Origin of the sequence: Draconibacterium sp. IB214405 (assembly GCF_033963885.1) — a bacterium.
Classification (GTDB): domain Bacteria; phylum Bacteroidota; class Bacteroidia; order Bacteroidales; family Prolixibacteraceae; genus Draconibacterium.
Window position 1 is genome coordinate 651,384 of record NZ_JAXBMA010000004.1, and the last position, 24,723, is coordinate 676,106.

Here is a 24,723-nt window from a genome sequence, read left to right on the forward strand (position 1 = left end):
TTAGTGAGATCAGTGTTCAAAACTTTTATTGTAATTTCCCGAAATTAGCAATATTTTTCAGCAATCGGCATATAAGCCCTCTTTTACTTAACAGCATATTATAACATTTATTGAATTTGGAAACCTGGAGCGACATCATTAAAAAGAAGTATGGGGAAAGTGAGAAAATCAAATCGTTGGATAAGAGTAAATTGCTTGCCTTAAAATATCACGCAGTCGAAAATTTCGATTTATTCTATCATCTTAATTTCAGTGTCAGTAAAATAAAACCCGGGCATAAAAACTTTCTGGCAGTTCAGCTTCTTCAATACTCCGTTTTTTTTGATAACAATGAAGATAAAATCACTTTCTGCCAGAAGATTATTGACAAATTAGAACTGGATATTGAAGGAACATTCAAGAATTATCCAGACGACCGAGAAGGACTTCTAACCTTTTTTCGCATGGAATGGGATGGGCACAGGAAAAAGAATAACAAAACCGATGAATCAGAAGCCCTATTAAAACGTTTGTCATCCATAGAGGAAAGGGTAAGCCTGATCCCGCAGTTACAGCATTGCATTGTAGAGATGATGAACGCAAAATCCAAAAAGACTCAAAAGAGATCACCTTCCAAAGTTAAGTACGAGGACTTGTTTAAATATAAAGAAACGCCAGAAGCCTTAAAGGAAATTTTCAGAAAGCATGGTTACATCGACAAAAACGATTGTTGGCAGGGACAAACTGGAGCGAAAAATGAGCTGGCTATTGCATACTTCGTACTTAAAGAGCCAGAATACGGTTTTCAACTCATAAAGCAAGGAGGTAAGAAACCTCAACTTATTGCCCTATACCGTGAGTTTGGACTACAAGTCTCCGAGCAGTTAGTTAGCAATACATACGTGACGATTCGTAATTTAACTACCCGGCCAAGTGAAAGTGATTCACATGACGAATTTAAAAGGACATTCAGATCACTATTAAATCATAGAAAATAGCTCAGTTTTGCCTTTTTTTATTTCCATCCTTTTCCTTGTGGAAATAATGGAAAAATAAACTTTACCCCATCCAATACCTTCGTGGAAAATCATACACCATGAAGGGAATAATCATACCGCTTACCGAAGAAGAACACGAAGCTCGTTTAAGAGCGATTATCAGGGAAGAACTTCAAAATTACAGTTCTCAAAAGCAGGAAATCATTTACAAAACCAGGAAGGAAGCAGCCAGTAAATTGCACATTTCCTTACCGACCTTGAATGAGCTTACTAAAAAAGGCATTATAAAAGGCTACCGGTTAAATGGAAGGGTTCTGTACCGGGATGATGAACTTGATGCTGCATTGACCGAAGTACAACCCTTGAAATATCGTCGATAATGGAAGGCTGGGTAAAGCTACACAGGAAGCTATTGGGAAAACCGATTTGGCTTAATTCAACACCCGAGCAAAAGACTATTCTCATGACTTTGCTGATGCTGGCGAACCACCAGGAATCTGAATGGGATTGGGGTGGCCAAAAATTCAGAGTATCTCCCGGGCAATTCGTAACAAGCCTGGATTCGATAGTTATAAAATCAGGAAAGGGGGTGTCAGTAAAAAACGTAAGGACGGCACTAAAAAGATTTGAAAGCCTTGGTTTTCTGGCAAACAAAGTGACAAAGCACGGACGTATCATAACGATCTTAAATTGGGATACTTACCAACTTAAAGACGAGCAGGGTGGCAAGGCAAGTGGCAAAGCTGCGGCAAAGCTGCGGCAAACGGGTGGCGAAACGGTGGCACCTAACAATAATGAAAAGAACGATAAGAACAAGAAGAAGGATTTAGCAGAGCGAAAAAAGGATTTCGCGTCTGCGCTCCAACAATTTCAGAACAAATATGGAAGCGATATGCTTAAAAACTTCTTCGACTATTGGACGGAGCCGAACCCATCGGGTAAAAAAATGCGAATGGAAATGGAAAAAACCTGGGATACTGCCAGACGCTTAAACCGATGGAACAAAAACTCCTATTCCAACAACGAGCAACGCCCAGGTCAGATTTTAAAATCATTAAATGAAAACAACAATAAAAAATTAATAAACGATGCAGGATTTTAATAAAGAAATAGAACAAACTATTTTAGCTATGAAGCAGAACTTTGGCTTTAAGGAAAGAGCATTTGAATCTTTTTCATTTGGGTCAGTCCCAGAATGTAAAGTCTTGTTGGAACAGGCTATGCTGGCAGGAGATAATACGATGAGTAAATTTACCTATTTACCAGAATTTGATGAAGTTGCAGATTGGCTGTCCGACACTAAAGGGAAAGGCCTGTTTTTAACAGGAAACGTAGGACGAGGCAAAACTAACATTATCCACTATGTGTTACCGGTTTTATTCATGGCTAAATTTACCAAGGTGGTAAACTGCTATAATGCAGAGGATGTTAACGCCAAATTTGCAGAAATAAGAAGGAAAAAATTTATTTCCATTGATGAAATGGGTGTTGAGCCGATTGTAAATGATTATGGCGCAAAGCACGAGGCAATGAATAATGTTTTTAATATCGCTGAAACTGAATCGAAGGTACTTTTTGTATCATCGAACCTTACCGGTTCAGAAATACTCGGAAGATATGGCGTGCGAACAATGGATCGGATAAAGCGTTTATGCCGGGTGATAAAGTTTTCTGGCGAGAGCTTACGTCGATAGAGCAGGTAACATTTACAACACAATTTATACAGTGCCGGGGCAGTAGTTCCCGGCATTTTTTTTTTGGTAGCTGTGTGGCAAAGTTGCTATCTCGTCCTTTCGATTTGAAGCCTGGTATCAATGTTAGCTAATCGGCTAAATCAACTTCACGCAAATACTTTCTGCGTTCCCGCAACACAATATATCGTCTATATCTTTTTATCCTAAAGTCCTCGGTTTCGACCAGCGAAAGAAGCATATCGGCTTATACCACTATCCAGCAATTAAAAAACTGCCACAATATCGACATATATACTGCTCCACTTGCTCTGCAAAGCGTACCAATCTTCATTTTGATCAATCATACATAACCAACGAAAACCAACAGCATTACTACCAGAACCGATAATAAAGCGACAACTTTACAGCAAAAACCATCACCCTTTCGACAGAATACCGACAGAGCGAAAGAAGATAGCAATCAGAGAAATGGAAACAGCATGGACAAAGTAGGTCAATTCAAAATTGATGCGACCTATTACATCGACCAGTGGAACCGACAGAGACCAGAATAAATCTCAGGATCAGCTTAGTATGACCAGCCGGGAGATCACACAGATCACAGGCGAAGAACACCAACATATACTAAGAGAATGTGATGTACTGAACGACAATTACGAAAGGTTAGCCCTGCTCAAAATTGAGCAGTGATACTACCATCGTCCAAACACTGGAAATCAGCGACACAGAGAATGAGCATGGCTATAATCTCCGCCGTGAACTATCATGCCGATAATAGACAGATAAACAGGGGATACATATTTTTCAGATCGACAATGACCAGCCGGGAGATCGCACCGATAACTGGCAAACAACACAAACACGTTATGGAAGCAATTAGAGTGATGGAGCCATCGTGGGAAAAACAGCCGGATCGAAATTTCGATTGGGGCATTATCCGGATGCAAACAACCAACAGCGACCGGAATAAATTTTAGGATCAACTTACAATGACCAGCCGGGAAATCGCACAGATCACAGGAAAAAGACACGATCATGTATTGAGAGATTGCGATGTACTGAACGAACACTACGAAAGATTAGCCCTGCCCAAAATTGAGCAGGGGTACTACCTTCATCCAAATACTGGAAATCAAAAGCATAGAGAGTACACTTTAAATAAAGCACAAATCTTGGAACTGGTGTCCGGCTACAGTGCTGAGTTGAGGATAAGAATTGTTCGTGCGCTGGAAGAAAAGGATCAACAGTTAAACTTGTTTGAGTTTATGGCTGTAAAACCGACAACCAGCCGAAAGTAAACCGATGTAGTAAAAGAATATAGCTTAAAGCAAATGTAATTTCTAACCTAAACACAGGAACTGATCCTTTATGCAGACAGAGCATATACCCTGAGGTTTTTGCAACAATACAGTCTCGTACTCCGTCATTGACTAAGGTAATGAACCGTGCTAACAGAAATTATGAAAAGCGATAAGTAAATGGCCACAAACAATCGTAAACAACTATAACCAGGCAATTACTCCATACACACAGGATAACAATTCAACTTATCGGAGTCCTTAATATGTTACCAGTCTAATGCCTATGGAATTAATATTTTCTGATCATAAGGTCAAAGAAATTCATCGACTTTGTCAATTTTTATGTAAATTCAAAATCCAATTCCCATCCAATGGATATTGAAAACAAGCACATACCGAAAGATGCCGAATACCTTGCAAGGCGAGTATTGCACCATAACGAGTTTAAGTTGTACTCGTGGCAGGGACGTTTCTATGAAGTTAATTTTACATACGGCACTAATGAAATATGGGAAATTAAGCATCTTAGCGGTGAAGTTACGTTGAACCTATATATCGAAGCGATGAACCGCACCGGGGTGCCGGAACCAGGAGGACGTGATCGTTATGGCACACTGAACGAAACTGGGCAGATCATAGCCGGGATTCTGAAAACCGACCATCTGGACTTCTACTACAAGTTACTCTGGGATCAACACCTACACTGGTATTGCGATATGATGGAAGTCCGTGCAGCCTATCTATTGGACGATATTCTTACTGGTGACATGAAGGTTACCGAAGCCAGAGAAATTGCCATAAAACAACTACTTAAAGGCGATCCACAGAGACATATACTGCCGCCATATATCAAGAAATACAATGTAGGTGGAATAGAATTTCCGAATTGGTTTATGCACCGGAAAAGTGAGCAGAACTGGTTAATTGAAAACCAGAGCGCATTTGATGACGGAATCATACAAGTTCATCGTAGGCTGTATGAATATGGTGGCTGGGAAGATGCTACGGCAGAGGATTACCTTGATGACTAAAAATGCTTCTGACAGTATAATTTTAAGATTATGAAAGTAATCCAATGGATATAGAAAACAAGCACATACCGAAAGATGCCCAATACCTCGCCAGACGAGTTTGGAAGAACTACATAGTCAAGCTATATCTGTGGATGGATGCTTATTATGAGGTATGGTATGAATATGGTGCAGACTACATTTTCAAAATTGATCAACTAAACAGTATCAATGACCTTGACTTATATATTGAAGCTATGCACCGCACCGGAACACCGAAACCAAGTGATCGTGATCGTATTGAAAAGCTGAATGAAACCGGGCAGATTATTGCCGGGATACTGAAATCCGACCATTTGGATTTCTACTACAAGTTACTCTGGGATCAACACCTTCACTGGTATTGTGATATGCTTGAAGTTCGAACAGCCTATCTCGTGGATGATATTTTAACTGGCGATATGAAGGTAACCGAAGCAAGGGAAATTGCAATCCGACAACTGTTGATTGGCGATCCTGAGAGACATATTAAACCGCCTTATATTAAAATAGTGGAAGGTGAAAGAGTGATACAGTATCCCTGGTGGACATATAATCGCAAGAGCCTGGCTGGACTTCTTATTGATGATGAAATTCCTTATGGGGAAGGTATAAGTGAAATTCTTGGCTGGATATATTCATATGGTGGATGGGAAGATGCACCCAGGCAAGAATACTGGGATGAACAGACCAAGAAAATTGAAGAAATCAAGCGTAAAAGAGGAATGAAATAATTTACTTCATTAATAAAATAAACACGTTTACTAAAATTTATATCACTCCTTATGAAATCCCTATCTGAATACTGGCATATCTGGATACCTTTAATGATAATTCTTGTATGTTCAAGATTTGTTTATTACATCGCTACACACGTTACATATGGGGCAGTTGGCGTCAAGGATTCTCTCTCAAATGAAAATAATCGCTATACAACTTTGTTTAATGTGAAGTTTGATTTTTGGACTCGCAGTAGCCTGTTTTTAACGGGAGTAATTGAAACAGAACATGAACTTTGTAGAAATGATGTCCTAAATATTCTTGCGTTCACCAAGAGAAAAAAGTTATTAAATGGGTACGAAGAAATTAGAAAACAACCAGCTTCAACGTCTCATTACTTTAAATACGAATATTCCATTCATGGAGAAGGTTATGTCATTTGGTACAGAAAAACTGCTGACTTTGAACTTCAAGAAGAAAATGTATTTGCTGATTACTGGTGATTTATGAGTAGATCAGAACCACTTTGCAAAGTAATTAAATTAGTCTTAACAAAATCGGGGGAGGAAGGAATATTCAGTTAGTTTCTTTACCCATCCGAGCAACTTCCTCCATAGTAGGAGAATCCATCGGCTCACGAACTGGCTTAACTCGTTTCCTGGATAGTGGTTCCATTCGTTCGCTATACAAACGCCTACCAACTGGCTGGATCACCGACAGATCATTATTAACCGGATCGCTGATACGCTCCGATACAGGATATGCATTCAATGAATGTGCCGGATACGGATTAAGCATATCAAGCACCTGCGACAACGTATTGTTTGTCGATAGCCATCGCCTCTCAGAATACTCTGGTACGATCACTGGCATCCGGTCGCCCCCCAGCTTCCTGATCAACGGATTTGCTACGGTTGTTAATATGCCAAATGAGTAGGATTCATTGCCATCTGCATCGGTAGTTTTATTCCACAGTCCGGCAAAGCCAAATGGTCGCTTCTTATTTTTCATATAGACCAAGTGTGGTTTTTTATCAATGTCAACAATAAACGCATCGGCAAGAACCAAGCATCGCTGCTCCCGAATGATCTTCTTGTAATTCGGTTTTAGGAATATAGCTTTTGATCCTGTATAGTGTGGATCGTTGCTCAGGTTACGATCTCCTTCTGCCCGGATGAAGTTCACGGTGTACTTTTCCACTCCCTGTAAGCCGAAACTGAACGATCTGATGACCTTTGATGGTTTTCGTTCTTCATAGTAGGCTCGTATTACCGGACTCATTCCGTGTATTTCTGCCGATTCATTTAAGCCGGGTATGATTACGTAAGCGTTGTTCCCTGGAGCAATGTTATATGATGGGATGTATTCTTCTCCTTCCGGCAATGATGCCATATCGAATTTGGATCGGATTCTTTGGTAGCTGCTGGCTAAAACGTATCGGTTGAACATCGTATGATATTATTATTATCAAAGCTGTTCTGATAAGGTAGGAAAATACAAGTCAGGTTAAACAAAAAGTGTAAAATTTATGTCTAAAAAAAATTTCTTCACCCTAACAACAAAAAGCACCGAAATATCAACAATTCCAATGCTTCTACTGTACATTTTGTAGTGTAAAAGCTAATTTTACCCGTTGAAGATATTTATAGTATAAAAATGCAATTATTGGACACATCAGTTAGCCCTCTTAACTACCTTCAATTCCAAATCAACCACACTCCTTGTCTCTTTTAGGTTCTTGCGTAATGCGGCTGGATCTTCGTTAATATACTTACGTAAGGTTTTAAAATCAGTGTGCTGAGTAATATCCATTACCTGAGGAATTGGCATTTTGGCTACATTCAATAGCAATGAGACACACGTTCTACGCCCAGTGTGCATTGTTATATGTCGATGTAGAGGTTCTGTTCTAACTAATATTTCACGCCCTCTCATACGCTTGATTGATACCAGGCGATCAAGCCCTGCTTCTTCGGCAGCTTCCTTGACATAGTCATTAAACTTTTGATTGCTTATTTCAGGCAACTTGAAGTTATATTTTTCCAATATCGTTAAGGCTGGTGCAATGTAACCAACAAAAGGGACTATTGTCTGCTTGCCAGTTTTCTCAGCAGTAAAAATCCATGCGTCATCAACAATATCTTCCTTCTTAAAATTAGAAATGTCCCCCCAGCGTTGCCCCGTAAATGCAGCATAACAAAATAAATCTCGAACTTGGTCTAACCTTTGATCCCTGGAGAAGTCATGCTCATAAAAGTTTTTTAGCTCCTCAAATTCCAGAGTTACTATTTCCTGTTTGGGTTTTCGGCTTGAAGAAAAGTCTCTTCTCTGGAACTCCCTGTTCGTATGATACCCTCTTTCCAGCGACCATTTCATAAAGTTTTTTAAGTTCTCTATATATTTTGCAACGGTATCATCCAACAAGCCTTTTTCACATTTACCATTTTCATCCTTTCTCTTTGGATTATCAACTTCCATCAATAAATAATTCCGGTAATCATCATAGAAATTCAGATCAACTTGCGAAAAAGTAAAGTTTCGGTATTTTTTTTTCGCACTGGTGAACTCAGTAAGTGACTTTTTCAGTGTTTTATATTTCTGTATTGTACGAGAAGAAACCTTAGTTTTGTTCCGTTCGATATAAGCATCAAGCACATCAAAAAAACCCGTTCCTTCCTCAAAATCTGGCATCTGTTGATTCTTTACAAACTCAGTAATCTTATCCTTCACCTGGTTAAAGGTTATTTCCTTTGATTTTGAGGTTAAACCATTATAAAAATCGACAATTTCTTTCTGTAAGCTATCTATCCGATCATTAAACTCAAAGCTCCCCGTAAGTGATGACTTCACTCTTTGCTTCTTAAAATCCCATTCTCGTGGTCTAATCTTCAAGTCGGTTTTACATTTAAATCTGTGCTTCCTATCGTATCCGAAAACTACAATTATCGGGACTTCTATCGGTTTGAAAAAATTATCTACACGCTTTCCCTTTTTTTTATTTTCCCTAACCTTTTCGGAGGTTCCCTCCTTATAAGGATCACGTAAAACGAAATTAATATTGGCCATGACGATACCTTTCTTATTACCCCAAAGACTGAGACACATTTGGGACACAATGTATTAATCTTATTTAATTTTATTTTCCATAAAGATAAAACAAATTCTACACAAACCCCATGAACAAAGGCATATTGTTTTCTCACTACGATAATTTATGAAAAATAAAAACAAGAAAAAGTAGCCCGCCTCTCGCTACACCGAAAGACAAGTACAACAAAAATTAGTACTTGTCTTTTTTGTTTTTATCCAAATCATACACGATCGGATTCTTCAAAAAACTCAGCTTCCTCATTCATACTTCATCCGCCCCGCTCAAATTCCTCTTTGATTTCAGAATCCCTAAAAACAAATTATTAGTAATTTTATAAAACGTGACAGCTTCGATATCTTTTTGATGACATAAATCATGTCTAATATTTTATTGTTAGCAACACATTATTTATTGTGTCATTTTTTTACGTAAAAAGCTTTAAATTTTACATATTGCATTCATTCATCGATGCCAATTCGTAATATGAATATCCAATTAAAAAACCATACTCAATGAGAAAAAATCTAAAAACCAGCTTATCTGCATGGCTGTCAGCAACTTTAGTTTTTACTGCCGTTCTTGGCTATTCGCAAGAGAAGAAGCCTGTTCTATTAGGAACCGAGCGGGTAAAAATGTTCGAAAACCAAAAATCACTATCTGAATCCTCGCCATACAAAGATTACCACTGGCAATTTATTGGACCAACCAACATTAGCGGACGATGCACCGACGTTGAAGCCATTTCACCCAGGGGAGACCAATACACCATTTGGGTCGGATCTGCTACAGGAGGCGTTTGGAAGTCAGTAAACGAAGGCACAACCTTTGAACCGGTTTTCGAGGATATGCCAACTGCTTCAATTGGCGATCTGGCTATTGACCCACAAAACAAAGATGTGGTTTGGGTTGGAACCGGTGAGGCCAACATTTTCAGAAGTTCGAATGCAGGATGTGGAGTTTTCAAAACCACAGACGGCGGAGTATCATGGGAATTAATGGGTTTGGAAAACACCCACACCATTGGAAGAATTAGAGTTCATCCAAAAAATTCTGATATCGTTTATGTGGCAGCAACCGGGCACGAATGGACTCCTAACAAGGACCGTGGATTATATAAAACCATCGACGGCGGAGCAACATGGGATAAAATTCTCGAGATCGATGAAAATACAGGAGTGTTCGACCTGGTTCTTGATCCTTCAAATCCGGAAACACTTTACGCCACAAGCTGGGAAAGAATGCGTTTAAAATGGAACGATCCCAGAACTTTTGAGAAAACAAGAAACTGCGGAATCTGGAAATCGACTGACGGCGGAAAAAGCTGGAAAGAAATCAATAACGGACTACCGGCAGCCAAAGATCGCGGTCGCATAGGAATCGACATTTCTCTTTCCAATCCGAATGTTCTTTACGCCTTGCTCGACAATTACGAAATTGCATACGAAGCAAAAGAAGGCGAACTGGATTCGTACAATCGCCAGAAAGAAGATGTAATAAAAGGTGCTACCGTTTACAAATCGACCAACGCCGGCGCAACCTGGCAACAAACCAGCGGTTTAACCCCCGAAACAAAACTCTACATGGAAAGACATTCGGGAACTTATGGCTGGGTTTTTGGCCAGATCAGAGTTGATCCGAAAGACGAAAACACCATTTATACGTTAGGAATCTGGCTAAACAAATCGACTGACGGAGGAAAAACATTTACTTCTATCCGCGATCCTCATGCCGATCACCACGGACTCTGGATCGACCCCATCAACCCGAACTACATTATCAATGCACAAGACGGTGGAATTACCATTTCGTACGACAAAGGCGAAAACTGGAAACATCCGATTGAAGCGCTGCCGCTGGCACAATTTTATAACGTAGCTTTTGATTACAACACACCATTTCGTGTTTTCGGATCTATTCAGGATCATCACAGCTTTTACGGAACCGTAGATATTTCGCGCGGAAAAGACAGAGTACAACCTGTAGAATTTGAGCACACTCTGGGAGCAGAAGGAAGCACCCACGTGATTGACCCACGTGATAACAACACCGTATACGCCAGTGTTTTTTACGGCAATCTGGCACGCGCCGAGGTAGATAATTATCCTGCAAGCACCAAACAAGTACTTCCACCAAATTTACCCGACGAACCGGTATTGCGCGGACAGTGGGTTTCGCCGATTGTAATGTCGCAACACAACAACGATATTATATATTTTGGTACCCAATATGTAATGAAATCGGTGGACAAAGGAAGTACCTGGGAAAAGATCAGCCCGGACTTAACTTTTAATGATCCCGATAAATTTGGGGATATTAATCACCAAACCATTCAGTCACTGGACGAATCGCCACTTCTTCACGGTTTACTTTATGCCGGAACCGACGATGGCCGCATTTGGAGAACCAAAGACGGTGGTAAAAAATGGGAAGAAATTAGAAACGGAGCCGTTCCTCAGCGCTGGGTATCCCGAATCGTTGCATCGAAATACGAGCTTGGAACGGTTTATATGACACAAACCGGAAGACGCGATGATGATTTCCAGGTTTATGTATGGAAATCAACTGATTTTGGCGAAACATGGAAAGACATCTCAGGCAATATTCCTGTTGGACCAGTAAATGTTATTCGCGAAGATCCGTTTAATCCTGACATTTTATACCTCGGCACAGATGCATCGGTATACATTAGCAAAGACAAAGGAAGCAGCTGGGACGTACTGGGCGATTTACCGTTCGCTTATGTGCATGATTTGCAGGTTCATCCACGCGATAACATGCTTATTATTGCAACACATGGTCGCGGTATTTTTGTAATGGATGCAGATCCGATTAATGAAAAAGAAAAACTTACACGCCGCAGAAGATTTGAGCCGGAACCATAGAAATAGACTTACACTAATTAATAAAGGTCGTTTGTTTCTAAAATAAACGACCTTATTTTTACCTAAAAAGCATTTTATCATGAAGAATCTCTCCAGAATATTCATTTCCATTTTTCTTTTTACGTCAATTACTTTTAATGCTTCTGCACAAGATGATGCCTCAAAAAAATACGAGGCATTTCAATATAGGAATCTTGGAGCGTACAGAATTAGTGCATGGGTTGGCTCACTGGCTGTTCCTGAAAACCCGGGAGAAAAACACAAATACACCTGGTACGTTGGTCCGCGCAGTGGCGGAATCTGGAAAACCATAAACAACGGCACAACTTTCGAATGCGTATCTAACTCGTTTGGAACTTCTTCCATCGGCGATTTTGCCGTTGCTCCGTCTGATCCCGAAGTTATTTGGGCCGGCACAGGCGAAGCATTTAACGCCCGCTCTTCCTACAGCGGAAATGGAATATGGAAATCAACTGATGCAGGAGAAACATGGAAGAACATGGGCTTGCATGATTCGCACCACATTGCAAAAGTGGTTATTCATCCCAAAAATCCAGATGCTGTCTGGGTGGCATCAATGGGTCATTTGTTTTCGAAAAATGAAGAAAGAGGCATTTTCAAAACCACTAACGGCGGCAAAAACTGGGAAAAGGTTTTATACGTTGATGACGAAACCGGTGTAACCGACTTAATTATCAATCCTAAAGATCCTGAAATCTTATACGCTGCCACATACCAGAAAGAGCGCACTGCCTGGACTTTTGATCCGGGTGGCGAAAAAAGCCGTATTTACAAATCTACCGATGGTGGCACTACCTGGAAAGTACTTGCCGGCGGTTTGCCTACCGGTCCTCTCGGAAGAATTGGCCTTGACATTCATCGGGCAAATCCTCACATTCTAGTTGCAGTAATTCAAAATCTTAATGTAAAATCCGGATTCGATCCAGACGCCCCGGTTCCTTTTGATGAATTTACCGACCATTCTTTCGACAACCTGATTGGAGGTGAAGTTTACATTACCAAAAATGGTGGTGAAAAATGGAAGAGAATAAATGATCCGGAAACAAACGATGTGAGCGGAAAAGCGGCATACAGTTTCAACAGAATTACTATCGATCCGGTTGATCCCGATAAGATTTACATCATTGGTGTGAATATGTTTTACACACTCGACGGAGGCAAAACCTGGCCCGGATTTCGCGAACAGGAATTGTTTCAAACCAATTTTGGGGATAATAGAATTTTCTGGATCGACCCTAAAGATCCACGTCACATGATGCTTGGTTCCGACGGAGGAATCTACTCGACTTTCGATGGCGGATTAACCATGAATCACTACTACCACATGCCGCTGGGAGAGGTTTATTCCGTTGAAGTTGATAATGAAACTCCATATAATATTTACATAGGTTTGCAAGATCACGAAACATGGAAAGCACCCTCGAATGGATGGTCGGGACAAATTACCCCTGCCGATTGGGTAATTACCGGAATGTGGGACGGCATGTATTCCAAAGTTGACCCGGAAGACAACAAGAACATTTATATTACCACCCAATTTGGCTCGCATCAACATGTTGATCAGGAAACCGGTGAAAGGGTTTCCATTCTGCCGGAAGCAAAAGAAGGTGAACATTATCGTTACACCTGGACTACCCCACTGGCAATTTCGCCACACAACAGTGCAATAATTTACACTGGTGCTCAAAAAGTTTTACGTTCCTTAGATCGTGGAGAAAACTGGGAAGAAATAAGCCCTGATTTAACGGATAACGATCCGAATAAAATCCACGGGAAAGGACATATTCAATATTGCACAATTTCTACCCTTGATGAGTCTCCGGTAAAAGCAGGCATAATTTGGGTCGGTACTGATGACGGCCATGTACAACTTACAAACGACTTCGGTCACTCATGGACAGACCTGACATCGAATTTGGAAAAAGCGGGTGCTCCTGCCAAAATGTGGGTAAGTAAAGTGTTTCCGTCAAACCACGATGTTGCCACGGCCTACATTTCAAAATGTGGATTTACTGACGATATTTTTGATGCGCACATTTACGTTACCCACGATTATGGAAAAACATGGAAAAAGATCACCAATGGACTTCCTAATTCTCCGGTGAATGTCATTATTGAAGACAGGAAAAATCCGGCGCTTCTTTTTGCAGGAAATGAAATAGGCGTTTATGTGTCGACTGACAAAGGCGAAAACTGGACATCCTTTAATGCCAATATTCCAAATGTTGTTGTTAAAGACATGCTGATTCACCCCAGGGAAAATGATTTAATTGTGGGAACTTACGGGCGTGCAGCCTGGATTACTGACATCAGCCCGCTTCAACAACTTACTCCTGAAATTGAAAAGAAAGAATTGCATTTGTTCGATATTGAACCAAAACCACAAATGAACTTCTCGCAGCAGGCTCAGTGGGGAAATTATCAAATGACCGGAAGCAATCATCTGAATTCACCCAACGAACCCAACGGACTTGAAATTTGGTACCTGCTTAGTGAAACTTTAGATGAAGAAACCAAAATTGAGATCACAGACAAAACCGGAGAATTGGTTTACGAAAAAACGTTACCTCAGCAAGAAAGAATTGGCAAAATATATTGGCCAACTTTTAAGGCCGCTGAAGGAGAATACCAGGTTACCTTAAAATGCGGAAGCATTTCGGAAACCAAACCAGGAATTGTTTTAAAAAGGTGGCAATGGCCGGTACTTAATTATTCCGGCAAAAACTAAATAAATTTGAGACAGGAAATAAAAACAGGATGTTCGCATTCGGGTTTTTACTTCCTGTTTTCTTTTAACAAGCCCTGAAAAGGCTAGCTTCTTCTAAGGACTTTCAAACTTTAGGAAATAAAAAAAGCTCCGAATTTTTTCGAAGCTTTTTAATGGTGTGACTCAGCTGGGTCTCGAACCCAGGACCCCATCCTTAAAAGGGATGTGCTCTACCAACTGAGCTACTGAGTCATCCTTTTAGCGCCCCTGTTTCTCAAAGGCGGGTGCAAAAGTAATCATTATTTTTTTTCACACAAATAAAGTTGCACCAACTCGAGAACTTCCTTAAAAAAACACTCATATATTTCATTATCCGGCTTGCTCAGCCTAGCGAATTTCGGAAAATAAAAAAGCGCCTAAATCAACGATTTAAGCGCTTTCGATTCGGAATGATTTCCGACTTGGTGACTCAGCTGGGTCTCGAACCCAGGACCCCATCCTTAAAAGGGATGTGCTCTACCAACTGAGCTACTGAGTCATCCTTATAGCACCTTTGTTTCTCAAAGGCGGGTGCAAAAGTAATCATTATTTCTTTCCACACAAATCACATGGCCATTTTTTTTAAAAAAATTGAATTTAGTCTCTTCTTATCGCCATCATTTTCATAAATCGCACACCTCTATTCTCTCGCCACCCATACACACCATGCACATTTACAACAATTTACCATGCATTTGGTTTTGAAGCCAATTTAATTTCAGACAATTTATTTGATGAGAATAAATTTTAATATTAGTTTTGATTTTCTCAAGCAGCTATAGCTTGGGATGAGGGACAACTTAATACCGCATCACTTTGATTAGTACCGAAGGATATATTGTACTTGCCATTATTTTGTTAACAATTATTGCCCTGGCGAAGGAATTGATGCGCCCGGGACTTATCTTTTTTTCTGCTGCCATCATACTTGTAGCAACCGGAGCAATTACAGATAAGGAGATGTTAGCCGGTTTTTCCAACAAAGGAATGATAACAATTGCCATTCTTTTTATAGTGAGTGAAGGTGTACGACAATCCGGAATTCTTAACCGACTGGCACAAACCTATCTTCCGCGAAAACGAAGAAAAATGGTTTCGCTGATTCCGCTGATAATGCTGCCGGTTTCTATTTTATCAGCATTCTTAAATAACACTCCGGTAGTTATCATTTTTGCACCAATTATTAAAAGGTGGTCGGAAAACCTAAACCTCTCTTCAAAGAAATTTCTGATTCCACTCTCCTATGCTACTATTTTTGGAGGGATGTGTACACTTATCGGAACGTCAACAAACCTCGTTGTACACGGTTTAATTTTAGAGAACGGATACGAAGGATTCAGCATGTTTGAACTGGCGAAAATTGGTGGTTTTATTGCCATCGCCGGCACTATTTATATGACCGTATTTAGTAATAAACTGCTTCCCGGAGAAAAGATTTTTTTCAACTCAAAAAGCTCGACCGAATACAAGGATTACCATTACGACATTGTTATTACGGAGAACAGCAACCTCATTGGTCTTGAAATTAAGAACGGCCGAATGAAAGAGCTGAAGGGGATTATTATTCAATCCATTAATCGCGAGGGAAATATTATTGAGACCAAAAAAGGTTCGTTTAAAATATTAGCCAACGACACGCTTCTCGTAGCCGGAAAATCGGATCGTTTAAATTACATCCTGGCAAACTCGAATGTAAAACTGAGTGGAATTGATTTAATAAAAAATGTCCCTAAGGAAAACCTGAAACAATACGAGGCGGTTTTATCGCCACGGTTTCCGGCAATTGGTAAAACAATTCACGAATTTAACTTTTACGATCATTACCAGGCAGTTGTACTTGCGGTGCACCGCAACGGAGAACGTATTACGAGCAATAAAGACAAACTTAAATTAAAGACCGGTGATAACCTGGTCCTGTTAACAACTGAAAAATTTATTGAGAACTGGGGCGAATCAAAAATCTTTCTGCTCACTTCTTACATCCGCGACTACAGATCTACAGGAACTTTCTGGAAAAAATGGATTGCATTTATCATCCTGCTTGCGATGGTAGTAGGAACAACGATCGGAAAATTTATTGAATCGCCCGGAGGTGTAACACTCGACATGTTCTTCTTCTCGTCTATTGCAGCTATGTTATTGATCTGGCTAAAAATTATGCCGCACCAAAAATACACCAAAGCCATTAGTTGGGACGTATTAATTACCATTGCCTGCGCCTTTGCCATTAGCAAAGCCATGCAGAATTCAGGAGCAGCTGAGGCTATCGCGCGCACAACCATTAATTTTTCAAAAGGATTCGGTCCGTGGGGAGTTATGGCCGCCTTATATATTCTCACTGCTATTTTCACTGAAATTATCACCAACAACGCGGCAGCAGCACTGGTATTTCCAATTGCACTGGCCGCATCGCAACAGTTAAATGTCGATCCAAAACCATTGTTTGTTACCATCGCAATTGCGGCATCGGCAAGCTTCTCGACACCAATCGGTTATCAAACCAACCTTATTATTCAGGCAATTGGTAATTATAAATTCCGCGACTACCTAAAAATCGGGCTTCCGCTTAATTTGCTCGCTTTCATTTTATCGATGTTGCTCATTCCTTATTTCTGGAGCTTTTAATCAACTCGGCAACTCCATCCTTATTTAAATTCATTCTTAAGAAAAATTCCTTCTCCAGACAAAAGCTTTTAATCGTAAAGCCAACCGGAATAAAATTCTATATTTGCATTCGTTTCAACAGAAGAGAAGATATTTAATACAGCTACAGCCTACTATTGGTAGATATCAGCAACATACCCAAAAATAAACATTCCGGGCTGTACTAACTAAAATAAAATAGAATGGATAATTATTCATTAACCAACCTTCGCGAACTTGAGGCAGAAGCCATTCACATCATCCGCGAGGTGGCAGCCGAGTTCGAAAATCCAGTTATGCTTTATTCCATCGGGAAAGACTCGTCGGTAATGGTTCGCCTGGCCGAAAAAGCATTTTATCCCGGTAAAGTTCCGTTTCCGTTGATGCACATCGACTCGAAATGGAAATTCCAGGAAATGATCGATTTCCGAGACAGCTATGCAAAAGAGAAAGGCTGGGATTTGATAGTACATTACAACAAAGAAGGTTTTGAAAGTGGCGTTGGTCCGTTTACTCACGGTAGTAAAGTTCACACCGATATTATGAAAACGCAGGCCCTGCTTGGTGGTCTGAACAAATACAAATTTGATGCTGCTTTTGGTGGCGCCCGTCGCGATGAAGAAAAGTCGCGTGCGAAAGAACGCATTTTCTCGTTCCGCGATAAATTCCACCAGTGGGATCCCAAAAACCAGCGTCCTGAGCTTTGGAATATCTACAACAGCCGCGTTCAGAAAGGCGAATCTATTCGTGTATTCCCTATCTCGAACTGGACTGAGCTTGACATCTGGCAGTACATTCGTTTGGAGAATATCCCGATTGTTCCTCTTTATTACGCCAAAGAACGTCCGGTTGTTGACATCGACGGCAGCCTGATTATGGTTGACGACGAACGTATGCCAAAAGAATTGCGCGACAAAGCTGAAATGCGTAAGGTACGTTTCCGTACGCTCGGTTGTTACCCGCTTACCGGTGCTATTGAGTCGGAAGCCGACACCATCGAAAAGATCGTTGAAGAAATGATGACCGTTACCGTTTCGGAACGTACAACACGTGTTATCGACTTCGACCAGGAAGCAAGTATGGAACAGAAAAAAAGAGAAGGGTATTTCTAAAAGCTGCACACAATGACTACAAAAAAATTAAACATACAAGAGTTTCTGGATCAAGACCAGAAAAAAGACCTTTTACGCTTACTTACTGCAGGATCGGTTGATGATGGCAAATCAACGCTTATCGGACGCCTGATGGCTGACAGTAAAATGCTTTATGAAGATCAGCTTGAAGCCTTGCATCGCGACAGTAAACGTATTGGTCATGCCGGTGAAGAAATTGACTACGCCTTGTTGCTCGACGGTTTGAAAGCCGAGCGTGAGCAGGGAATTACCATTGATGTAGCGTATCGCTACTTCTCTACAGCCAAGCGTAAATTTATTATTGCCGATACTCCGGGACACGAACAGTACACCCGTAACATGATTACCGGTGGATCAACTGCCAACCTGGCCATTATCCTTATTGATGCCCGCCACGGTGTAATTACTCAGACCAAACGCCATACTTATTTGGCCAACTTGTTGGGAATTAAACACGTTGTGGTTGCCATTAACAAAATGGATTTGGCCGATTACAAACAGGAGCGTTTTGAGGAAATTAAAGCCGACTACAAAGCTTTTGTTACCCAACTCGATATACCTGATGTAAACTTTATTCCACTGTCGGCTTTAAAAGGCGACAACGTTGTGGAAAAAGGAGAGAATATGGATTGGTACCACGGTCCTTGTTTATTGGAGTTTTTGGAGAACGTTCATGTAAGTTCAGACCGTAACTTCGACGACCTGCGATTCCCGGTTCAGTATGTATTGCGTCCGGATATTAAATTCCGTGGATTCTCGACTTCAGTAGCTTCGGGTATCATTAAAAAAGGAGATGAAGTGATGGTGCTGCCTTCGATGAAAAAATCAAAAGTCGAGAAAATCGTTACTTACGAAGGAGAACTGGACTATGCTTTTCCACCACAATCCGTAACCGTTACACTCGAAGACGAGATTGATATTTCGCGTGGCGATATGTTGGTTCACCCGGATAACTTACCACGTGTTGAGCGTCAGTTTGAGGCCATGCTGGTTTGGATGGATGAGAACGAAATGAACCTTTCTACACAGTTTTACATCAAACAGGCCAACAACAATACAAAGGCTCGTATCGACGAGATTAAATACAAAGTGGATGTAAACACGCTTGAAAAATCGAACATCGAAAAATTCAAGCTGAACGAGATCGGCCGTGTAGTGATCACCACTACCAAGCCACTTTTCTTTGATCCATATAAAAAGAACAAACAAACCGGTTCGTTTATTCTAATTGACCCGGTAACGCATAACACATGTGCGGTGGGTATGATCATCGATAAGCTTGGCAGCAACAGTCTTCCGTCGCGTATTACCGATGTCGATAAGGCAAAAATTGCCAAAGGTGAACCGCTTGTAAAAACCGAAGAATACATTAAGAAATACAACCAGAAAGGTGAAACTATCTGGATTACCGGCCTTCATGGTTCGGGTAAAAATGAATTGGCATTTAGTCTGGAGAAAAAATTGTTCGACAACGGCGCAACCGTTGTGTTGATCGACGGAAGTTCTGTACGTTCAGGATTAAGCCGCGAGCTTGACTTCTCTCCTGCCGACCGTGCCGAGAACCTTCGTCGTGTGGCTCATATTTGTAAAATGCTGAACGACCAGGGAATTATTGCCATCGCTTCATTTATTTCGCGTAACGACAATTTACGGAAGCAGGTGGCTGAAATTATTGGCGAAGAACGTTTCCATTTATTGCACATGGATGCAGATTTGGAGTATTGTAAGCAGAACAAACCGGAACTTTACGAACTGGCAGAACTGGGAAAAACAAGTGGTTTACCTGGTTTTGATTTAGAATATGAAGTTCCAACAAATGCAAAACTGGCTTTCAATCCGGAGCAGAACGAGGAGAATCTGGATGCAATTTTGGATTATTTAGCTCAGAACAAAGTATTTCCTAATCACTAGAAATTTTTTGAGATGAAGATATTAGTAACAGGCACAGCGGGATTTATCGGGTTTCACCTTGCCAATAAATTATTGGAGCAAGGGGTGGAAGTTGTAGGTATCGATAATATCAACGACTACTATTCTACCGATCTGAAATATGCCCGTTTGGCTGAAGCAGGAATTTCCAAAGAGGCTGAAACCTGGCATAAAAAAGTTGTCAGCACAAAGAATCCGGCATATTCGTTTGTTCGGATGAACCTGGAAGACCGCGAGCAAATCGATCAGCTTTTCGAAACCGAGAAGTTCGATATGGTTTGTAACCTTGCTGCACAAGCCGGTGTGCGTTACAGCATCGAAAATCCGCGAGCTTATATCGACAGTAACATCGTTGGCTTCATTAATATTCTTGAAGCGTGTCGCCATAACAACATTCAGCATTTGGTTTACGCCAGCTCGTCGAGTGTATATGGCAACAGTGCAAAAATGCCATTGTCGGTTAACGACACTGTGGATAACCCGGTGAGTTTATACGCGGCCACCAAAAAGAGCAACGAGTTGATGGCACATACCTACAGTCATTTGTTTGGTATCCCAACAACAGGACTGCGCTTTTTTACGGTTTACGGACCGTGGGGACGCCCGGACATGGCCTATTTCTCGTTCACAAAAAACATTCTCGCCGGAAATGCCATTAAGATATTTAACCATGGCGATCTGTACCGCGATTTTACCTATATCGACGATATTGTTGAGGGAATCATCAAAATACTGAACGGACCTCCAATAAGGGAATCTGGAGCTCCGTACAAGGTGCATAACATTGGAAATTCAAGCCCGGTGAAATTGATGGAATTTATCGAAACCATTGAAAAAGCGCTGGGACAGGAAGCCGTTAAAGAATACCACGATATGCAACCCGGCGATGTGTACAAAACCTACGCCGATGTAAGTGCGCTGGAAAAAGACTTTGGCTACTCGCCCGATACGCCGCTGGCGGAGGGAATTGGCGAGTTTGTAAAATGGTACAAAAAGTTTTATCAAACAGCATAGATTTAAAGGGGTAACAACAGTTGCCCCTTTATTTTGGCTTGCTATTAAATAATAATTGTTCCCCAACCGTCCGGCAAGTCACAATCAAATGATAATTGGTTCACCAAATGCTTCGGCAGCTAATTATTAAATCATAACGCCTCCACTTTCCCTTTTTTCCGTCTTTTATTAAACGATATCGCCCCCAACATCGGCTGCCTGCCGGAAATCGTTAACAAGCAATAACACTTCATTAACATAATTGCGTTTCAGGATTATTAACTTTAAAAAATAACTCTAAATTCTATTTCATGAAAACGTTTACTCTACTGCTGTTTTGTTGTACAATACTTCTTTTCAGCATACCTCTGGCCCATGCTTCAACTCCTCAGAAAAAAGAGATACCTAAAGTTGAAGAGCTCGATAATGCCCCCAACCTGTTTAAAAGCGATAACATGTATTTTAGCGGTCAGCCCAATCTCGAAACCTTTGAATGGTTAAAAGAACAGGGTGTTGATTTGGTCATCAATCTTCGCACAGAAGGTGAAAACGAAGATTTTGCCGAAGAAGCATTTAACGAAGAAGAAATGGTTGCCAAATTAAAAATGAATTACGTTTCGTTGCCGGTTTCAGGATATGATGGCTACACGCCCGAAAACCTGGAGAAATTTGCTGAGGCCATGAATGGCAAATACAAAAAGGTATTAATTCATTGTGGAAGCGCAGGCCGGGTTACCTATTTCATGATGGCTTACATGGTTGAATACAAAGGATACAAACTGGCAGATGCCATTGCATTTGGCAAGCAGATAAAATTTTCGTTTCCACTGGAGAATTTGCTAAAAAAAGAGATTGACTGGCAATTGAAATAGACTGAAAAATTCAGCGAGTGACAATAAATTGTCATAGAAACAAATGATTTAACTAACTTTAATCGGGCAAAAGTAGAGATACGGTTAAATGCCGGGCTTTACAAAAGCCATATTTACAGTTTTAAAACATCTATCTTTTCAGCTATTTAAATAAAAGTGCGGGTTCAGTAGAATAACACGAATAGTAATCAATTTTAATAGTATGAAAGGAAATATAATATTCTTTGCATTAATCCTCATAACCAGTTTTAATGCGGCCGGACAATCAAACACTACAATTTCCGGTCAGGTTACAGATAAAAATACAAAAGCAGTAATTCCTTATGCTTCGGTTGTCATTCTATCTGAAGATAACAGTTTGGTGAATGGTGGAATTACCGACGATGATGGCTTTTTTATCATTCAGGGTTTAGAGCCGGGAAACTATAGGCTGGAAGTATCATTCCTGGGCTACAACAATTTTCAAACCGACATATTAATCGGGACTTTAAATCAAAATTACGATGTTGGCAAAATTACTTTAGAACAATCGGTAACGCAACTGGAAGAAGTAACTGTAAAAGGCGAAAGAAGCGAAATTGCCGACGAGCTGGACAAAAAAACATACAGCATGAGCAACTCGATCGCTCAGTCGGGCGGGTCGGTTATGGATGCTATGAAAGCCATGCCTAGTGTATCATTCGATCAGAATGGCAGAGTAATATTACGAGGCAGCGACAAAGTTGTGGTTTTGATTGACGGGAAACAATCGAGCCTCACCGGTTATGGCAACCAAAAGGGCTTGGATAACATTCCTGCTTCCAATATCGAACGAATTGAAATCATCAACAATCCTTCGGCAAAATACGATGCCACAGGAATGGCCGGTATAATCAACATTGTTTATTTAAAGGAACAACAAACAGGCTTACACGGTAACGCCGGTTTGGCATACGGGCTGGGAGCACTAACCAAGCCAAAGGAAGATTTACCAACTGATTTGGGAAGCTTTTCTCCAACGCCAAAATATATTCCAAGTCTTGATTTAAACTACAAAACCGATAAACTAAGCTTTTTTATGCAATCGGAAGTTCTCTTTCAGAAGCGACTGCCTAATAACGAATTTACCACGCGGTATTACAACGATGGAAGAACGATTGCATCACAAGTACCTGAAAACCGAAAGCAAACGCATTACATCGTAAAAGGAGGAATTGACTATCAATTCGATGAAAGTAACAATTTGTCATTTTCAGGAATTTATGATTGGGAATCGCATATTGACTCTGCACAGGTTCCGTATATCTATTTACATACCAATACCAGAAACCGCTACATAAACTGGAGAGAAAAAGAAATAACCGGATACATGAATTACATGCTACATTATTCGCATGCGTTCAAACAAATCGGGCACGAATTTCATGCACACCTCCAATATTCAAAAGGATGGGAAGATGAAACCTATCATATAAACGACAGTTCCGCCATCAGGCAAAATGGCAGAGATGTTACCAGCGTGCTTGGAACTGAGCATACGACAACTTTCACGATTGATTATACCAAACCATTAACATCAGGGCGAATTGAAACCGGTGCAAAAATCCAGATACGAAGACTGCCGGTAGAATACGAACAGGAAAGAGGCGAAAACTCCATTTTATACCCCGGTTTGGGTAGCTGGACAAAATGGGGCGAATCGATTTACGCAGGATATATTAACTGGGTACACGAAAAAACAAAGTATTCTGTAGAGGCCGGATTAAGAACAGAATACACAGCTGTTTTTTACGACATGGATGAGGCAAATATTTATTACACTCAGAATGACAGTTACGATTATTTTAAACTTTTCCCTAATATTCGATTAAGCTATAAGTTTAATGAAAACAACAAAGTTTCGCTGTTTTATAATCAGAGAATTGACCGCCCCGGCGAACCGGAATTGCGCATGTATGCAAAATCAGACGACCACGAACTGGTTAAAGTTGGAAATCCTTATTTGCGGCCGCAATACACAAAATCGGCCGAAATTGGCTACAAAACAAACTGGCAGCAAGGTTCACTCTTTCTTTCGGGGTATTACAGGTTTATTACCGACGAATACATGAGAGTTTACACACAGGATACCAGCAGGGCAGAGTATGATGTTGTCCTGAAAAGCTACGCCAATACTGGTAAATCTACAAACCTTGGATTTGAATTGGTCTTCAACCAAAAAGTATCTGATTTTTATGAGCTATCAGGGAATTTGAATATCTACCAAAACAAAATAAAAGCTTATACCGGAACGCTGTTGTTTCCATACGAACATACATTTAATGTAGATCAAACAACCGATAATACCTGGGATTTTAAAATTATCAATACAATTACATTACCGAAAGAATTACAACTTCAGCTAACAGCATTGTATTTTGCCCCTAAAAACATACCACAAGGGAAGCAACTTTCAAGAAGTTCAATCGATTTGGGCATGAAAAAGAAATTGTGGCAGGGAAAAGGTGAATTCTCATTTGCGTTTACCGATATTTTTAATCAATTCGGAATTGAGCAGGAAATAGATGGAGATGGATTTTCTGCAGAATACCAGAACTATTACGAGACCCAGATTATACGGGTTGGTTTGAAATATAAATTCTAAGATATTGAGAACGACTACTTACAAAAAACAGTTCCCCATCACTAAATGA

20 protein-coding genes and 2 tRNA genes are annotated in these 24,723 nt (G+C 40.5%); 18 read left to right on the top strand and 4 right to left on the bottom strand.

From position 1 onward, the window contains the following. Window positions 1–116: 116 nt before the first annotated feature. The 10 genes from SLH46_RS15210 to SLH46_RS15250 all read left to right on the top strand — a co-directional run bounded on the left by SLH46_RS15210 (window position 117) and on the right by SLH46_RS15250 (window position 6,244). Complete coding sequence (locus SLH46_RS15210; protein WP_320282062.1) at window positions 117–977, top strand: hypothetical protein; 861 nt, start codon at window positions 117–119, stop codon at window positions 975–977. Between the two features lie 98 nt (window positions 978–1,075). Next, on the top strand, window positions 1,076–1,357 hold the full coding sequence (locus tag SLH46_RS15215; protein ID WP_320282063.1) for a helix-turn-helix domain-containing protein: 282 nt from the start codon (window positions 1,076–1,078) through the stop codon (window positions 1,355–1,357). Further along, window positions 1,357–2,079 carry a hypothetical protein gene (locus SLH46_RS15220; RefSeq protein WP_320282064.1) on the top strand — a complete coding sequence of 241 codons (723 nt, stop codon included), beginning with the start codon at window positions 1,357–1,359 and terminating at the stop codon, window positions 2,077–2,079. The genes SLH46_RS15215 and SLH46_RS15220 overlap by 1 nt, the downstream gene beginning before the upstream one ends. Next, window positions 2,066–2,671 (top strand): hypothetical protein, encoded by a 606-nt coding sequence (locus SLH46_RS15225; protein WP_320282065.1) that lies wholly within the window; start codon window positions 2,066–2,068, stop codon window positions 2,669–2,671. Before SLH46_RS15220 ends, SLH46_RS15225 begins: the two co-directional genes overlap by 14 nt. A gap of 507 nt (window positions 2,672–3,178) precedes the next feature. Further along, entirely contained in the window at window positions 3,179–3,361 is a 183-nt protein-coding gene (locus SLH46_RS15230) for a hypothetical protein (RefSeq protein ID WP_320282066.1), read from the top strand. Window positions 3,362–3,486: 125 nt separating this feature from the next. After that, window positions 3,487–3,648, top strand: coding sequence for a Rha family transcriptional regulator (locus SLH46_RS21720; protein WP_442873567.1), 162 nt, complete (start codon window positions 3,487–3,489; stop codon window positions 3,646–3,648). Between the two features lie 12 nt (window positions 3,649–3,660). Beyond that, the gene (locus SLH46_RS15235; RefSeq protein WP_320282067.1) at window positions 3,661–3,969 is read left to right on the top strand and encodes a Rha family transcriptional regulator; all 309 of its coding nucleotides are present in this window, start codon (window positions 3,661–3,663) and stop codon (window positions 3,967–3,969) included. Between the two features lie 431 nt (window positions 3,970–4,400). Continuing rightward, window positions 4,401–5,003 carry a hypothetical protein gene (locus SLH46_RS15240; RefSeq protein ID WP_320282068.1) on the top strand — a complete coding sequence of 201 codons (603 nt, stop codon included), beginning with the start codon at window positions 4,401–4,403 and terminating at the stop codon, window positions 5,001–5,003. Between the two features lie 44 nt (window positions 5,004–5,047). Then, the gene (locus SLH46_RS15245; RefSeq protein ID WP_320282069.1) at window positions 5,048–5,755 is read left to right on the top strand and encodes a hypothetical protein; all 708 of its coding nucleotides are present in this window, start codon (window positions 5,048–5,050) and stop codon (window positions 5,753–5,755) included. 51 nt (window positions 5,756–5,806) lie between these two features. Then, window positions 5,807–6,244 carry a hypothetical protein gene (locus tag SLH46_RS15250; protein WP_320282070.1) on the top strand — a complete coding sequence of 146 codons (438 nt, stop codon included), beginning with the start codon at window positions 5,807–5,809 and terminating at the stop codon, window positions 6,242–6,244. A 73-nt stretch (window positions 6,245–6,317) separates the two neighbouring features. Here the strand turns inward: SLH46_RS15250 and SLH46_RS15255 are convergent, their stop codons facing one another. Then, window positions 6,318–7,190: an SOS response-associated peptidase gene (locus SLH46_RS15255; RefSeq protein WP_320282071.1), complete on the bottom strand. Its 873-nt coding sequence runs from the start codon at window positions 7,188–7,190 to the stop codon at window positions 6,318–6,320. A gap of 225 nt (window positions 7,191–7,415) precedes the next feature. Beyond that, the gene (locus tag SLH46_RS15260) at window positions 7,416–8,807 is read right to left on the bottom strand and encodes a site-specific integrase (RefSeq protein WP_320282072.1); all 1,392 of its coding nucleotides are present in this window, start codon (window positions 8,805–8,807) and stop codon (window positions 7,416–7,418) included. A 537-nt stretch (window positions 8,808–9,344) separates the two neighbouring features. On the opposite strand from SLH46_RS15260, the gene SLH46_RS15265 reads away from it, so the two are divergent. Continuing rightward, window positions 9,345–11,714 (top strand): WD40/YVTN/BNR-like repeat-containing protein, encoded by a 2,370-nt coding sequence (locus tag SLH46_RS15265; RefSeq protein ID WP_320282073.1) that lies wholly within the window; start codon window positions 9,345–9,347, stop codon window positions 11,712–11,714. Window positions 11,715–11,793: 79 nt separating this feature from the next. Continuing rightward, on the top strand, window positions 11,794–14,463 hold the full coding sequence (locus SLH46_RS15270; protein ID WP_320282074.1) for a WD40/YVTN/BNR-like repeat-containing protein: 2,670 nt from the start codon (window positions 11,794–11,796) through the stop codon (window positions 14,461–14,463). A gap of 158 nt (window positions 14,464–14,621) precedes the next feature. Here the strand turns inward: SLH46_RS15270 and SLH46_RS15275 are convergent. Both SLH46_RS15275 and SLH46_RS15280 read right to left on the bottom strand, forming a co-directional pair. Continuing rightward, window positions 14,622–14,694, bottom strand: a tRNA-Lys gene (locus SLH46_RS15275). Window positions 14,695–14,904: 210 nt separating this feature from the next. Further along, a tRNA-Lys gene (locus SLH46_RS15280) sits at window positions 14,905–14,980 on the bottom strand. 317 nt (window positions 14,981–15,297) lie between these two features. On the opposite strand from SLH46_RS15280, the gene SLH46_RS15285 reads away from it, so the two are divergent. The 6 genes from SLH46_RS15285 (at window position 15,298) to SLH46_RS15310 (ending at window position 24,674) form a co-directional block, all read left to right on the top strand. After that, the gene (locus SLH46_RS15285) at window positions 15,298–17,106 is read left to right on the top strand and encodes an SLC13 family permease (protein WP_320282075.1); all 1,809 of its coding nucleotides are present in this window, start codon (window positions 15,298–15,300) and stop codon (window positions 17,104–17,106) included. Between the two features lie 221 nt (window positions 17,107–17,327). Continuing rightward, window positions 17,328–18,236 (top strand): sulfate adenylyltransferase subunit CysD, encoded by a 909-nt coding sequence (cysD, locus tag SLH46_RS15290; RefSeq protein ID WP_320282076.1) that lies wholly within the window; start codon window positions 17,328–17,330, stop codon window positions 18,234–18,236. Window positions 18,237–18,248: 12 nt separating this feature from the next. Then, complete coding sequence (gene cysN, locus SLH46_RS15295; RefSeq protein ID WP_320282077.1) at window positions 18,249–20,168, top strand: sulfate adenylyltransferase subunit CysN; 1,920 nt, start codon at window positions 18,249–18,251, stop codon at window positions 20,166–20,168. A 12-nt stretch (window positions 20,169–20,180) separates the two neighbouring features. Then, entirely contained in the window at window positions 20,181–21,200 is a 1,020-nt protein-coding gene (locus SLH46_RS15300; protein WP_320282078.1) for an NAD-dependent epimerase, read from the top strand. Between the two features lie 290 nt (window positions 21,201–21,490). Further along, window positions 21,491–22,051 carry a fused DSP-PTPase phosphatase/NAD kinase-like protein gene (locus tag SLH46_RS15305; protein ID WP_320282079.1) on the top strand — a complete coding sequence of 187 codons (561 nt, stop codon included), beginning with the start codon at window positions 21,491–21,493 and terminating at the stop codon, window positions 22,049–22,051. A 202-nt stretch (window positions 22,052–22,253) separates the two neighbouring features. Then, the gene (locus tag SLH46_RS15310) at window positions 22,254–24,674 is read left to right on the top strand and encodes an outer membrane beta-barrel family protein (protein ID WP_320282080.1); all 2,421 of its coding nucleotides are present in this window, start codon (window positions 22,254–22,256) and stop codon (window positions 24,672–24,674) included. The last annotated feature ends 49 nt before the right edge of the window (window positions 24,675–24,723 follow it).